The organism is Clostridium sp. BL-8 (assembly GCF_002006495.1).
In the GTDB taxonomy this organism is placed as follows: Bacteria; Bacillota; Clostridia; order Clostridiales; family Clostridiaceae; genus Clostridium.
The window spans coordinates 59,505-74,279 of sequence record NZ_LZZL01000006.1 but is presented as its reverse complement, the minus strand read 5'-3'; the positions used below and the strand labels follow the sequence as shown (position 1 = coordinate 74,279).

The 14,775-nt window shown below is 30.3% G+C and carries 11 protein-coding genes; 3 read left to right on the top strand and 8 right to left on the bottom strand.

Annotation, left to right across the window (positions count from 1 at the left end; all coding sequences use genetic code 11):
* Window positions 1-111: 111 nt before the first annotated feature.
* From CLOBL_RS02620 to CLOBL_RS02605, 4 genes are all read right to left on the bottom strand, one after another.
* Window positions 112-1,104 (bottom strand): Gfo/Idh/MocA family oxidoreductase, encoded by a 993-nt coding sequence (locus tag CLOBL_RS02620; protein WP_077857584.1) that lies wholly within the window; start codon window positions 1,102-1,104, stop codon window positions 112-114.
* Between the two features lie 259 nt (window positions 1,105-1,363).
* Entirely contained in the window at window positions 1,364-3,295 is a 1,932-nt protein-coding gene (locus tag CLOBL_RS02615; protein WP_077857583.1) for an ABC transporter ATP-binding protein, read from the bottom strand.
* Complete coding sequence (locus CLOBL_RS02610; protein WP_077857582.1) at window positions 3,282-5,021, bottom strand: ABC transporter ATP-binding protein; 1,740 nt, start codon at window positions 5,019-5,021, stop codon at window positions 3,282-3,284. The genes CLOBL_RS02615 and CLOBL_RS02610 overlap by 14 nt, the downstream gene beginning before the upstream one ends.
* A gap of 55 nt (window positions 5,022-5,076) precedes the next feature.
* On the bottom strand, window positions 5,077-5,508 hold the full coding sequence (locus CLOBL_RS02605; RefSeq protein ID WP_077857581.1) for a MarR family transcriptional regulator: 432 nt from the start codon (window positions 5,506-5,508) through the stop codon (window positions 5,077-5,079).
* 203 nt (window positions 5,509-5,711) lie between these two features.
* Between CLOBL_RS02605 and CLOBL_RS02600 the strand changes: the two genes are divergently transcribed.
* Window positions 5,712-6,476 carry an N-acetylmuramoyl-L-alanine amidase family protein gene (locus CLOBL_RS02600; protein ID WP_077857580.1) on the top strand — a complete coding sequence of 255 codons (765 nt, stop codon included), beginning with the start codon at window positions 5,712-5,714 and terminating at the stop codon, window positions 6,474-6,476.
* 185 nt (window positions 6,477-6,661) lie between these two features.
* Here the strand turns inward: CLOBL_RS02600 and CLOBL_RS02595 are convergent, their stop codons facing one another.
* The gene (locus CLOBL_RS02595; protein WP_077857579.1) at window positions 6,662-7,723 is read right to left on the bottom strand and encodes a cell wall-binding protein; all 1,062 of its coding nucleotides are present in this window, start codon (window positions 7,721-7,723) and stop codon (window positions 6,662-6,664) included.
* A 448-nt stretch (window positions 7,724-8,171) separates the two neighbouring features.
* Between CLOBL_RS02595 and CLOBL_RS02590 the strand changes: the two genes are divergently transcribed.
* Window positions 8,172-9,899 (top strand): methyl-accepting chemotaxis protein, encoded by a 1,728-nt coding sequence (locus CLOBL_RS02590; RefSeq protein WP_077857578.1) that lies wholly within the window; start codon window positions 8,172-8,174, stop codon window positions 9,897-9,899.
* Window positions 9,900-9,967: 68 nt separating this feature from the next.
* On the opposite strand, the gene CLOBL_RS02585 is transcribed toward CLOBL_RS02590, so the two are convergent.
* Together CLOBL_RS02585 and CLOBL_RS02580 are read right to left on the bottom strand one after the other, a co-directional pair.
* Window positions 9,968-10,324, bottom strand: coding sequence for an SdpI family protein (locus tag CLOBL_RS02585; protein WP_077857577.1), 357 nt, complete (start codon window positions 10,322-10,324; stop codon window positions 9,968-9,970).
* A 173-nt stretch (window positions 10,325-10,497) separates the two neighbouring features.
* Complete coding sequence (locus CLOBL_RS02580; protein ID WP_077857633.1) at window positions 10,498-11,268, bottom strand: polysaccharide deacetylase family protein; 771 nt, start codon at window positions 11,266-11,268, stop codon at window positions 10,498-10,500.
* Window positions 11,269-11,487: 219 nt separating this feature from the next.
* Here CLOBL_RS02580 and CLOBL_RS02575 point away from each other — a divergent pair, with 219 nt between their 5' ends.
* The gene (locus CLOBL_RS02575; RefSeq protein ID WP_077857576.1) at window positions 11,488-12,192 is read left to right on the top strand and encodes a DedA family protein; all 705 of its coding nucleotides are present in this window, start codon (window positions 11,488-11,490) and stop codon (window positions 12,190-12,192) included.
* A gap of 130 nt (window positions 12,193-12,322) precedes the next feature.
* Here CLOBL_RS02575 and CLOBL_RS02570 read toward each other — a convergent pair whose 3' ends face one another.
* Window positions 12,323-14,728 carry a glycyl radical protein gene (locus tag CLOBL_RS02570; protein ID WP_077857575.1) on the bottom strand — a complete coding sequence of 802 codons (2,406 nt, stop codon included), beginning with the start codon at window positions 14,726-14,728 and terminating at the stop codon, window positions 12,323-12,325.
* Window positions 14,729-14,775 lie beyond the last annotated feature (47 nt).

Sequence of the window (14,775 nt, the reverse complement as noted above, 5' to 3'; positions counted from 1 at the left end):
ATGCCTAAAATTTTTACTAAGTAGCATAAATTAAAAGGCTGCTATTGCTTAACTCATTTCCTATTTCAATGAAACAAGTAAAGCTTTAAAGCAGCCTTTATTATGGTATTATTAGTTTATATCATTATCTGCCGGAAATAAAATTCCACCTTTTTTTCTTGCTATTGTTTGAACTTCGCTAACTATTAGACTGTGTTCTAACATTCTATAGCAGCCTTCTAAATCATTATTTTCTATCATATCTGCAAATTCAATAAATTCATTAGCCATACGATGCTCATAGTTATTTTCATTTATTACTGTACTAGTTCCATCGTTCTTTATTAATTCAAATCTTTCACATACATTTGCAGGAGTGTCCTGATAAATACAGCCTTCATCACCTTGGATATTATTTGCAATTGGTGCTCTGCAATCCTTTGCTCCAATGCATACACATTTAAACTTACCATAATCCAATAATAATACTCCAGATGTATCTATGCCTCTTTCAACATTTGCATGATATTCAACATTTTTAGGTTTTCCAAATAGGCCTACTGCATAATGAATATTATAAATATTCAAATCCATTAATGCCCCTCCTGAAAATTTAGGATCAAAAGCTGGTAATACATTTCCTGCTTTAAACTTATCATATCTGCTTGAATATTGAGAATAATTACATTGAACAATTTTAATATTACCTAATGTAGGAAGTAATTCTTTTATCTTTTTATAGTTAGGAAGGTATTGATTAGTTATTGCTTCAAATATAAATAAATTTTTTTTCTTAGCTAAATTGCTTAAAATTAATGCTTCCTTATATGTTGATGTAAAAGGCTTCTCTACAATAACATTTTTATTAGCTTCAAGAGCTTTTTTAGCAAATTCAAAATGCAGATTGTTAGGTAATGCAATATAAATTGCATCTAAATCACACTTTAATAGTTCATCATAATCATAAAATATTTCTTTAATGTTATATTTATTTTTAAGTTCGGTTATTATCCCTTCACTACTTTTTCTACCACAAATCGCTGCTAGTTCTAAACTTTCTAAAGATGGATTAATTGCTAAAAAGTCCTTTACAATCATTCCAGAACCCATAATGCCTAGTTTCATTTTTTTCCTCCTTTTTATCCTAACGTAATTATAAGTTATTATTAATTTTATAATAAAGCCTTTAGTTTTGTAAACATTTAGTTTTAAATGCACATAACAAATTATGCACCTCATATTAATATTTAATAAACTTTATAATAAAAGACCACTGAGCGTTCTTTTATAAAATTTTCAATCTTAAAACATACAACTTAAAATTGAAGTTTCATTAATAAAAATAGCTTTTCCAGTGGTCTATCATATATAATTTTCTAAAATATTACGATAATTCAAACGCTCCAGTATATAATTGATAATACTTTCCTTTTTGTTCAATTAAATCATCATGATTTCCTCTTTCAATAATTCGTCCTTGGTCTAAAACCATAATTACATCAGAATTTTTAATTGTAGAAAGTCTATGAGCAATTACAAAAACTGTTCTTCCTTTCATTAGCTTATCCATACCATCTTGAACAATCTTTTCTGTTCTTGTATCAATACTAGATGTTGCTTCATCAAGTATTAAAACTGGAGGATCAGCTATGGCAGCTCTTGCAATTGTTAATAACTGTCTTTGTCCTTGTGAAAGACTTCCTCCATCGCTAGTAAGAATTGTATCATAGCCCTTTGGAAGATGTTTTATAAATTGATCTGCATTAGCAAGCTTTGCTGCTGCACGAACTTCTTCATCTGTAGCACCTAATTTACCATACCTTATGTTATCAGCAACTGTTCCTGTAAAGAGGTGTGCATCCTGAAGTACTATTCCAAGAGAACTTCTTAAATCATCTTTTTTGATTTTATTAATATTTATTCCATCATATCTAATCTTTCCATCTTGGATGTCATAGAAACGGTTAATTAAATTTGTGATTGTAGTCTTTCCTGCACCTGTAGCTCCTACAAAGGCTATCTTTTGCCCAGGCTTTGCATAAAGCTTTATATTATGAAGTATGATTTTTTCATCATTATAGCCAAAATCCACATCATCAAATACTACTTCACCATTAAGTTTTGTATACGTAATTGTACCATCTTCATGAGGGTGTTTCCATGCCCATATTCCTGTACGCTTTTTAGATTCAGCTATTGCTCCATTTTCATCCTCTGTTGCATTAACTAAAGTTACATAGCCTTCATCCATTTCCTTCTCTTCATCAAGAAGCTTGAAAATACGCTCTGCTCCAGCTAGAGCCATAATAACAAAATTAAACTGTTGAGACATTTGATTTACTGTCTGGCTGAAGGTTCTTGTTAATTGCAGGAATGCTGCAAGACCTCCAAGGGTAAAACCTCCAATAGAACCTATTGCAAGAATCGAACCAATAATAGCTACAGAAACATAATTTATATAACCTATATTACCCATGATAGGCATTAGTACATTAGCATATTTATTTGCATTGTTTGCGCTATTAAAAAGCATATCATTGAGTTTATCAAAGTTAATTTTTGCTTCTTCTTCATGGCAGAAGACTTTTACAACTTTTTGTCCTTCCATCATTTCTTCTATATAACCATTAACTGCACCTAAATCCTTTTGTTGATGTCCAAAATATTTTCCACTCTTTGCACCAATAAACTTAGTTACTTTAAACATTAATAATATAATTAATATTTCTACTATTATTAATGGGAGACTTAAAATAATCATTGAGACAAGTACACCTATAACAGTTATAATTGCTGATAATAGTTGTGGTATCCCCTGACTTATCATTTGCCTTAACGCATCTGTATCATTTGTATAAAGACTCATTAAGTCTCCATGGGCATGAGTATCAAAAAACTTAATCGGTAGTGTTTCCATGTGTGAAAACATATCGTCTCTTATCTTTTTAAGAGATCCTTGAGAAATTATAATCATCATACGACTAAATGCATAGGTTGCTATAACTCCAACATAATATATTAATGCCATGGTAGCTATCATTTTAAGTAACGGGCCAAAATCTGGAGATACTGTATTTAACAATGGTGTTATATACGTATCTATCAAGGTTTTTAAGTACACTGTTCCAATTACATTTGCAAGAGAGCTTATAATAATTGTTATAATTACCATGCTAAATAAAAATTTATATTCTTTAAGTATATATATTAAGAGCCTTTTTAATGTCTTTAAAGAATTTTTACTCATCTTAGCATGACCTCTAGCCCCGCCTGGTCCACGCATTGCTCTAGGTCTAGCAGTATTATTTTGACTCATTATTATCAGCTCCTTTCACTTGGGATTCGTAAACTTCACTATATATTGAATTTGATTCTAATAATTCTGCATGTGTTCCAAATCCATCTATTTTTCCATCTTCTAATACAATAATTTTATCTGCATCTTCTATAGAAGAGATACGCTGTGCAATAATAATTTTTGTTGTATCTGGAATTGTCTCCTTAAATGCCTTTCTAATTAATGCATCAGTTTTAGTATCAACAGCACTTGTGGAATCATCTAAAATCAGTATTTTAGGCTTTTTAAGAAGAGCTCTTGCAATACATAGTCTTTGTTTCTGTCCTCCTGATACATTACTTCCGCCCTCTTCAATATGAGTGTCATATTTATCTGGGAAATTTTCTATAAATTCTTCTGCTTGAGCTTGTCTACAAGCTTCAATTATTTCCTGATCGGTTGCATCCTTTCTTCCCCATCTTAAATTTTCTTTTATTGTCCCGGAAAATAATACATTTTTTTGTAATACCATCGAAACTTCATCTCTAAGAGTCTCTATATCATAATTTTTAACATCAACTCCACCAACTTCAATAGTCCCGCTCATTGTATCATATAATCTTGGTATAAGTTGAACTAATGTAGATTTAGAGCTGCCGGTTCCCCCTATAATCCCTATAGTTTCACCAGAATTTATCTTGATATTTATGTTTTCCAATACACATTTATCTTTATCCTTGCTATAAGAGAAACTAACATCCTTAAAAGAAATAGTTCCATCTTTAACTTCATAAATTGGATTCTCTGGATTTATTAAATCGCTCTTTTCATCCAATACTTCTATAATTCTTTCTGCTGAGGACTTGGACATAATTACCATTACAAACACAAAAGACATCATCATAAGACTGATCATTATATTAGTTGTATAAGCAAACATGCTCATTAACTCACCTGTTGTCATGCTTCCGCCAACAATCATCCTTGCTCCAAGCCAGGATAAAAGCAAAATACAAGTATAAACTGCAAACTGCATGGCTGGCCCATTAATTATTATTAATTTTTCAGCTCTCATAAAATATTTATACAAGGTTTCAGAAGCCTTATAGAATTTATTTGTTTCGTGTTCTTCCCTTACATAAGCCTTTACAGTCCTTATGGCTGTCAAATTTTCCTGCACGCTTGCATTTAAATTATCATATTTTTTAAAAACCTCTTGGAAATATGGATGCGCCTTCGTCATTATAAAGTACAATGCAAACCCTAGAAAAATTATTGCTCCTAAAAATACTAATGCTAATTTTGCATTAATATAAAAACTCATAGCCATTGCAAAAATAAGCATAAAAGGTGCTCTAACAAACATTCTTATCAGCATTTGAAATGCATTTTGTACATTTGTTACATCTGTTGTAAGTCTAGTTATAAGTCCAGCTGTAGAATATTTATCTATATTTGAAAAAGAATATTCCTGAATGTTATAATACATTGCTTTTCTTAAATTTCTAGCAAAGCCTGTTGAGGCACTTGCTGCATATTTTCCTGATAAGGCACCACATGAAAGTGATATGAATGATATACAAATCATTATTACTCCGTAAATATATACATATTTCATATTTCCTTTGTTTACTCCATTATCAATGATTGATGCCATTAATAGTGGAATAATTGTTTCCATCACTGCTTCTAATCCAACATATACTGGAGTCAAAACTGTATCCTTTTTAAATTCAGCTATATAGCCTGCTAATCTTTTTATCATAACCTTCCTCCCTTTGTTAGGTTTCTAACTAATAGTTTTCCAAAAAAAATTGCAATCAATCAGCAACCTTTACAGATAATCTATCAATTAAAGAAATTAATATATTCATTTCCGCCTCACTTAATTCATCTCGTAATGATTTCTCAAAGTTAAGGATAAAATCATATATATTGCTTTGGGCTTCTAATCCCTTTTGGGTAAGTATTATCTTCTTAAGCCTTGCATCTTCAGAAACACTTACTCTTTCAATAAATCCATTTTTCTCCATAAGCTGAAGCACACTAGTTACAGAAGAACGCCTGATATCAAGTTCTTCTTCAATATCCTTTTGAAATATATCGCTTTCTTTAGATTTAAAATAAATAAAACCAAGAATCCTTCCCTGAACACCTGTTATCCCATATTTCGATGCCTCTTTGTCTATTTTTCTATGAATTCTATTAGCTAGTATATTTATCTTTTTTCCTATATTTTCCTCTTTATCCATACGCATACTCCTATCATTTTGTTAGGCTTCTAACATTATTTAATTATAATTGTTACTAAAATCTTTGTCAATATAGTTATTATCAACCTTTTACATATAAACGAATCACACATTGTATTTATTGAGTCAAATAAAATTTCAACATCAAAAGACTTATAAAATCGTTAATATTTGTATATAGATATACAAGGGGGGATTTAACCATGAACAAAAAAATAAGAAAAATGATTACATGTACACTCATAATCAGTGCCTTATGTACTACTTCGCCTGTAACAAATCTACTTAAGACAAACGCATATGCATCATCTACTGATGATACTAAGTTGAAATACCTTGATTTAAATCATAGTCATAGTGGCTTTTCATCCAACTATGATACTTATTTAGATGATCTTTATTTAAGTAATGGATATATGTCTTTTAATAAGGATAAGACTTCTTACTATGTAGCTGTTGACTCATCAGTTGATAACACAAAAATTACAACTAAACTAAAAGATGGAGCAAATCCTTCAAATACATCGAATGAGAGAAATCAATGGGTATTTTTAAATGGACACATGCAGTATATTGACGCTTCAGGAAATCCATTAAAAAATACTTGGTTTTGGGATAGTAATATTAAAAAATATCATTTTTTAAATAGTAATGGATACATGCATACAGGCTGGCTTTCTTATAATTCACATTGGTACTACTTGGATGAAAATGGTATTATGTTAACCGGCTGGCAATATTTAAACGGCAGCTGGTATTACTTAAATTATGGAGGCGAGATGTTGACTGGCTGGTTTAAGGATAATAATGGAAGCTGGTACTTCTTCGATACTAATGGTACTATGTTAACTGGCTGGATAATTAATGATGGCAAATACTATCATTTAAGTAATAGTGGCGCCATGGATTATAATCAAATTGTTGATGGATTCAGATTAGGTTCTGATGGTGCTTGGATTGGAAGATAAAATAAATTCTCCATGAATTTATTTTATCCAGTTTTAAAAGGATCTCATTAAAACACCAAATAGAAGATACATACATTTTTTGCGCTTTATAAATATTCACTGAAATAAGCATTAAATGTATGTACCTCCAGTTAATCTTATTTGATTATTAAATGTACATTTATATTTTAACATATCACTAAATTCTATTCAGTTACAACTACATCAAAGGAAGTTTTTGTTCCGTTAACATCTATAGTAATAGTAACTTTTCCTGGCTTATGTGCTACAATTTTAGGATTAATATTTCTATAGAATCCATCCTCTAGATCCAAATCAATTCCCGGATATACAGTTTTTTCATCGGTACTGCTGCATATTGCTATTAGATTAGGAAATGATGTACTTTTATTATCTGTGCTTTCTATCTTAATTTCTCCTAAATATATAGACTGATTAGTTTTGCAATATAATGTCTTACCATCAACTGTTGCTTTTTGCTTTGCATTATCTAACTTATCTCCGCTTTCATTTTGAATTAACTTTCCTTTGAAGGTTGGTTCTTCTGAATATGCATAAGCTGAATTCATCATTTTACTATCATCTAAATTAACTTCATAATTATCTGTAGTTGACTTAGTTGTAAGTGCACCTTTTGTCCATAATTCATCATTTTCATTAGTTATACCTTTTATAAATTCACCATCATTTCCCAAAAGATACTTCGAGCCATCTTGTCCAACATATTCACCTCTTTGAAGCACTCCATCATCATTAAATACATATATGTCTCCATCTATATTCCATCCACCGCTTGCAAAAATACCATCGGTAACTTTGAAATACGTATTTCCATTTTCATTAAACCAACTGAAATTTGAAGTTGACATCATCTTTTCTTCTGAAGGTTGATTTGTATCAATACTATTTGACTCAATTTTTGCTGGAAGACTATTATTCAGCCATCTTCCATTATTATCAAATTCATATATTTTATCTTTTATTTTTAATTTACCAGTGGCCATTGCTCCGTTATTCTGTAAGTAATACCACCATGCTCCATCTTTAATCCATCCCTTTTCCATGTATCCGTTAGTTTCAAAATAATACCACAATCCATCTATTTTTTTCCAGCCTGTACAATAAGAATTTCCTTCTGTATACCACCATCCAGAGGTATCTTCTTTCCATTCTGCTGAAACTCCTATAGGCACTAGTGTAATTGTCGATGTTAAAATAAGAAGACTGCAAATTAATTTTTTAATCATATTTTTATTACCGCCTTTTCATAACTTCCCACTTATTACAAGTTATTTTATATAGAAATAATTCCGTATCTATATAATTATTCAATTATATAATAATAATACCATTTTATTTTCTTTTTGTATGTAATTGTTTAGGTACAATTTAATAAGATTTCAGCAAAAAAATTGAAAACTACTTGCACACGTTCTCTATTAACATTATTTTATTTTTTGCCATATTTTTTATCCTATTTTTGAAAATTTAATATTTTTATCATGTAAAGGTTAACTTTATATAAAAAAACACAATTCAAGTTTTATTATATTTTTTACTTTTTTTAACTTTTATACAAATTTTTGTCTTGCAAGACTTTGAAAAATTATCGTATATTATAAATGGATCAAAATTTTTGGTATATTTTTCAATTATTTATACTGAAAATACTATAAAACTTCAGGGGGAGTCATTATGAAATGGTTTAACAACTTAAATATGTCAAAAAAACTAATACCAGCATTTATTACTATAGCTTTATTTATAGCTTTGGTTGGAACCGTCGGAATAAGAAACATGCAAACTCTAAGTAAAAATGCAAAAAATATGTACGAACAAAATCTTACTTCTATTCAGAAATTAAATAAAGTCAAACAGGACACTTTAGAAATAAAATATGATCTATCAGAAATATCAAACCTTGAGAACAAAGACAATCAAAATCCTAACTTAGAAAAAGAAATTTTTACTTATGCAGCTGAAACAGACGCTATTCTTGGTGATTATGAAAAAAACTTTTTAACTGAAGATGAAAAAGATTCCTTCCAAAAATTAAAAAATGATTTAAATGAGTTTAGAAACATCTACTCTAATGTAATAAAGCTCGCAGATGTAAAGGATTTCGAAGTATCCAAAACTAAACTTTCAGAAATCACCATAGTTCAAACTGATTTATTTAAAGACTTTGATGATTTAATTAGAGCTAATAATGATAAAGCATTTAATGCATATTCTCAAAGTGAAAGCACATTCAATTCCTCATTATTCTTCTCAATATCTATAATAGTTTTAGGTTTAGTATTGGCTATAGCAACTGGATTACTTATAGCAACAAACATAAGCAAGCAGTTACGAAAGCTCCTAAATCTTGCTGAGGCAATTGGCGAAGGTGATTTCACTCAAAAAATAGAATTAAATAATAATGATGAAATCGGTAGAGTTTCTAAAGCATTAAATAAAGCCGTTGAAAATATACAGGAACTTGTAATAAAAATAGCTAGCAGTGCTGAAATGATGGATCTATCCAGTGGAGATTTATCCACTACTACTGAGGAAATCTCATCAATGATGCATTCTTCAAGTGAAGCTACAGAAACAATTGCTCAAGGAGCTCAAGATTTAAGTGCGACTACTGAGAAGTTACATGCTTCAATGGATGAAATAGCTATAAATACATCTAACTTAGCTGATAAAGCAGAAGAATCAAGAATTTCCGGTGATGAAATAAATAAGAGAGCTATTGAAATAAAGGGAAAAGCTACTGAGAACATAAAACAAAATAATAAGATATATGAAGAGAAAAGGCTTAATATCATAAAAGCAATTGAAGATGGTAAGGTCGTTGAAGAAGTTAAGATGATGGCAGAATCTATTGGAAGCATAGCAGAACAAACTAATCTCCTTGCCCTAAACGCTGCCATAGAAGCTGCAAGAGCTGGCGAACACGGAAAAGGCTTTGCAGTAGTAGCTGAAGAGGTTAGAACCTTAGCTGAACAATCATCTGAAGCAGTAATACAAATTCAAAATATGGTAACTCAAGTAAGAAATGCTTTCGATGCATTATCTTCAAGTGGTCAAGATATTCTTGATTATATGGCAAATAACGTAAAGTCAAGCTATACATTACTTTTAAATACAGGTATACAATATGAAAAAGATGCAAACTTTGTCAGCAGTATGGCTACTAATATAGCTACAGCTGCAAAGCAGATGAGTGAAACAATAACTCAAGTAAATCAAGTATTTGAGGGTATTTCCGAACTTGCAGAAGAATCAGCTGCTAGTTCAGAAGAGGTATTGGCCAGTATAAATGAAGTTACTAAAGCTTCAGCTCAAGCCGCTGATTCTACTCAAACTCAAGCGGAGCTTGCTCAAGGATTAACCCAATTGGTAAGGAACTTTAAAATTGACATTGAATTTTAAATAAAAAATTAGAGATTGATGCAATGATATGAATATTTTTGCATCAATCTCTTTTTATATTAATAATCTTATAATACTTTTCTATTTCCATCTTTATCAAAAACTTTCCGCAAATGAATTTCAGTATAAAATATAGACCCTAAAACAAGCATTACAGTCACTATTCCTGATATTTTTCTGCTTATACTTGGATAATCTTTATAAAAAAATGTGATTGTTAAAGAAAGCAATAAACATATTATACCACTTACTATCATCATCATAGCACTAAACGCATTACCTTCCTTCCAAGTTTCCTTATTCTTCATAGAAAAAAAAGTTCTATAGCCAAAAATCCCATTTACTTCTTCTGGTGCCCAAAGTTTTAGTGCAACCCCGCATATTATAAATATAATACTTGGTAATGCATTCCGTATTAATCCCATAAGTTTTGCCTCCAAATTACATCTTAGTCATTGTTACTTCTAACCATATTTCCCTTATACCAAAATCATAACCCACTTATTTTTAGAACTAATAATTTTATAAATAATAAAAGCACATAGCTATTATAACACAACTTGTAATTTTTTCTATACTAAAAATATAGAATACATTCTCATCTTTTTATTGGAAAATACAATTCTGCTGTATCATCCGTAATAAGTCCAAATTCAAATCCATGAGCTTTATAATATTCTATTATCTGTGGAAGAGCTTTGCAGGTATTCTTATTCATATCAGTACAGTGTAAAAGTAACATTACCCGATCCTTTTTATCGCTGCCCTTTATAGCTCTTGAATACAACTTATATGGTGAAGTTCTTGGGTTTAATCCATCACAATTATCTATGTTCCAATCATAAACTCTAAAATTATTATCATGTAATTTTTTTAAATAACTTTTGCTTAAATGTTTATAGCTGCCGCCTGGAAATCTGATTATATTGGGTTCTACTCCAACAACCTTCTTTATTTCGGCACGGCACTCAATCATCTCTTGTATGAATTTATCTTCATTACAATAAATTCTTTTAAAATTATGGGTATATGTATGAAGTCCTATGCTATTTCCCTCTTCATAAATCCTTTTTACTATGTCCTCTCTACCTTCAATTTGATTTCCAATAAGAAAGAATGTTGCTTTAACTTCATTTGCTTTCAATATATCTAAAACATTATTTGTCACTTTATAACTAGGTCCATCATCAAAAGTTAAGTAAATTATCTTTTTCTTATGCTTAGAAATCTTTCCATTTTCTGCTTTACTTTCAGCATTTACACTTAAGGAATCAGCTGTTGTAACAGCTCTAACAGTTTCCTGAAACATAGAAATAATAAGAAATGTACTAAAAACAAAAGTTAAAATATATCTTAATTTATTTTTCATCTTATCTCCTCCAATGTAACTTTCTTTATTTTTCATTAGATTATTTCTCTTTTTTATTATTTGCTATTTTCAGGCCTTTATTTATGGTAATTTCAGATTTATAATAGTGTTAAACATTTTTATAATAAAATAATAAACTTATTTTACATTTTGATTATTTACTCTATATTTAATTTAGTTTCATAAGCTATATTATTAGAAAAATAGGAGTGATAACTTTTGCAGACTATAATTGAATTAATTAATAATTATGGATATATAATTTTATTTTTTGCTTTAGCTCTTGAATTGATTTTACTTCCATTACCTGGTGAGCTAATGATGACTTATTGTGGTTTTCTTATTTATAAAGGTAACATGGACTTACTTCCAAGCATACTAACAGCCACTGCTGGTGTAACATTTGGAATAACAATATCATATATAACTGGTAGTACATTAGGCGAGCGTTTTTTTCAAAAATATGGCTCATATTTTCACCTTGGGCCCAATCGTTTAAAAAAAGTTTCATCATGGTTTGATACATATGGTACTAAACTAATTTTCCTAGCTTATTATATCCCAGGAATCAGGCACATTACTGGTTATTTTTCAGGCATAACGAAACTTTCTTATAAAAAATTTGCTTTAAATGCATATTTAGGTGCCCTTGTATGGACTTCCACTTTTATCTCATTAGGTAATTTTCTCGGATTAAATTGGTATAAGTTTCACAACTATTCAAAAGAATTTACAATTATAGTAATTTCACTTACTGCTTCAATTTTATTAATTCTCTATATCTACAAGAAATCGCAAATTTCTGTACTAAAATCACCTTATAAAACTATGAACTTTCTTAATTCAATTGGAAAGATAAAGCTTGCACTCTTTTCAATTGTGGCTATGCTTTTAGGTTTCTTTGCCTTTTATAACTTTACTTAAAGATATTTTTTATGTAACTCCATTTACTTTCATACATTTCAAAGTACAAAAAGTGTTGTATCAATTAAACTGATATAACACTTTTTTAATATAAACTACATTATTAAATATTTTCCTTTTCTATTTTTAATTATAAAATTTGTTCTGTTCTCTCAATAATATCATCTTGTGTCTGCTTAGATAATACATTAAAGAAGGCACTATAACCTGCAACTCTGACAATTAAATCTCTATGTTTTTCTGGATTTTTTTGTGCATCAATTAAGGTATCTCTAGAAACTACATTATACTGAACATGGAAACCTTCTAATCGATTGAAGAACGCTCTAATTAATAAAATTAATTTCATTCTATCTTCTTCCTTGGATAACATTTGTGGTGTAACTTTCTGATTTAATAATACACCTCCAGTAATATCATGTGTCGGCAATTTTGAAACTGATTTAAATACTGCTGTAGGTCCATTTTTATCCATTGCGTGAGATGGTGAACATCCTTCTGCTAAAGGTTCTCCTGCTTTTCTTCCATCTGGAGTTGCTAAGGTTCCAGCCCCTTGCGGTACATTAGCAGATATGGATGATGTTCCCGCATAATAGCCTCCTCCAATTGGACCCCTTCCATACCTAGTATTTTTATATTTCTTTATTTCATCAATATAAATTTCATAGGCATCTCTTAATAATAAGTCTACATAATCATCATCATTTCCATACTTAGGTGCATTATTAATTAAAATTTCCTGAATCCTTCTACCTTCCTCTCCCTCATAATTATTACTTAGTGCATCCCATAATTGTGCTGGAGTAAAACTCTTATCCTCAAATACACATTTCTTAATGGCTGCAAGAGAATCTCCAAGGTTCGCAATACCTACCTGTAAATCACTGATAAAGTCATATACCGCTCCGCCTTCTTTTAGATTTAGTCCTCTTTCAATACAATCATCTGTTAACGCAGAGCATAACACATCTGCTGTAACCTCTTCTATAGCCATATCTGCGCAACTATCTATTATTACACTATGCCTTGTAAATTCACGAATAATTTTATCCCAAGCTTTCATAACCTCATCAAAAGACGTCATATTCTTAAAGTGGCCTATGCCCTCACAAAGCCTTGTCCCTGATTCAGGGTCTATTCCATTATTTAATACAATTAATAATGATTTAGGAAAATTTAAGAAACTCATTCCAGTACATCTATAGCCCCATTTTCCTGGAACTGCAACTTCAACACATCCAATTGCACTATAATTGTAGGCATCTTCCTCTGCTACTCCCTTTTCTATAAAAGAAGGAATAATAACCTCGTCACTATTAAAAGCTGGCATCCCAAATCCTAATCTCACAACTTCAATACATTCTTTCATAAAATCATCAGACAATCCCTTGTGGTAACGCACTGTTAAGTTAGGTTGTGGCAATTTTGCTTGAGCAACACTTTTTAGAATTAAATAACTTAATGGATTAACTGCATCTTTCTTATCAGAGGTTTGTCCACCAACTGTAACATTTTGATATAATGGACTCCCTGCACTAAATCTTGTATGTGACCAGCTTCTTATTTTATTTATTGTAAATGTCTTAAGCCATAAGTTTGTCAATAATTCAGTAGCACTGTATTCAGTAATAATTTTATTTTTTAAGTCATTTTCATAATAAGGATTTAAGTATTGATCCATTCTTCCGTATGAAAGTGAATGCCCATTTGACTCAATTTGTAAAACCAAATGAATCATCCAAATTGATTGTATTGCCTCATGAAAGGTATCTGCTGGATAATACGGAACCTTATTTAGTATTCTAGACATTTCCAATAATTCTGTTTTTCTAGTATCATTATTTTCCGTTTTTGACATTTCCAAAGCTAAATCTGCATAACGCTTTGCAAAAGCTGCTACTGCATCAATTGCAATTAAAATTGCTCTATAAAAATAAGATTTATTTAAGTTTCTATAATCCGTAAGATCTAATTCTTTTAACTTCCTTTCTGTTCTCTCTTTATAATTTACCAATCCAAGCTTTAATACTCTATCATAATTAACTGCAATATGAGCATCTCCTGAAGTAATATTTCCCTCTGCTTTTATAATTCCAAGGTCATAAAAAATTCTGCTTTCAGCAGGCATTCCTGCAAGCCCTCTATCTTTTAATGTTTTATGTTCCCAAAATGGTGCAATTTCTTTTAAAACTTTTTTAGAATCTTCCGTAATATAGAATATATCCCCCTCACGTTTTTCAAATTCATCTAATTCATCAATAACCCAATCCATCGCGTATTCGGGAAAAATAGGAGCTGAGCGATTAGATGAAGCTTGATTACCTGCAATTACTGTATCATCTTCAATGAATATAGTCATATTTTTTAATATATTTTCTAAGCACAATGCTCTACGCAGCACCATTGGTTTATCCGCATGTTCTTTGTAACTTTCTGTGGTAAACTTAGCCCTTTCTACACACACCATAGGTTTTGCATTTAATAATTCCTCACGGAAATTATGCATTCTTATTGTTAATTCTCCAAAATAATTCATAAACATTCCCCTTTCATTTAATAACTTAATACTCAAGCACCTAGCGC

Bases quoted from the DNA above. Each gene is read 5' to 3' on its own strand.
- CLOBL_RS02590 (WP_077857578.1), top strand. From the start codon at position 8,172: ATGAAATGGTTTAACAACTTAAATATGTCAAAAAAACTAATACCAGCA.
- CLOBL_RS02570 (WP_077857575.1), bottom strand. From the start codon at position 14,728: ATGAATTATTTTGGAGAATTAACAATAAGAATGCATAATTTCCGTGAG.
- CLOBL_RS02610 (WP_077857582.1), bottom strand. From the start codon at position 5,021: ATGATAAAAAGATTAGCAGGCTATATAGCTGAATTTAAAAAGGATACA.
- CLOBL_RS02605 (WP_077857581.1), bottom strand. From the start codon at position 5,508: ATGGATAAAGAGGAAAATATAGGAAAAAAGATAAATATACTAGCTAAT.
- CLOBL_RS02595 (WP_077857579.1), bottom strand. From the start codon at position 7,723: ATGATTAAAAAATTAATTTGCAGTCTTCTTATTTTAACATCGACAATT.
- CLOBL_RS02615 (WP_077857583.1), bottom strand. From the start codon at position 3,295: ATGAGTCAAAATAATACTGCTAGACCTAGAGCAATGCGTGGACCAGGC.
- CLOBL_RS02620 (WP_077857584.1), bottom strand. From the start codon at position 1,104: ATGAAACTAGGCATTATGGGTTCTGGAATGATTGTAAAGGACTTTTTA.
- CLOBL_RS02600 (WP_077857580.1), top strand. From the start codon at position 5,712: ATGAACAAAAAAATAAGAAAAATGATTACATGTACACTCATAATCAGT.
- CLOBL_RS02585 (WP_077857577.1), bottom strand. From the start codon at position 10,324: ATGGGATTAATACGGAATGCATTACCAAGTATTATATTTATAATATGC.
- CLOBL_RS02580 (WP_077857633.1), bottom strand. From the start codon at position 11,268: ATGAAAAATAAATTAAGATATATTTTAACTTTTGTTTTTAGTACATTT.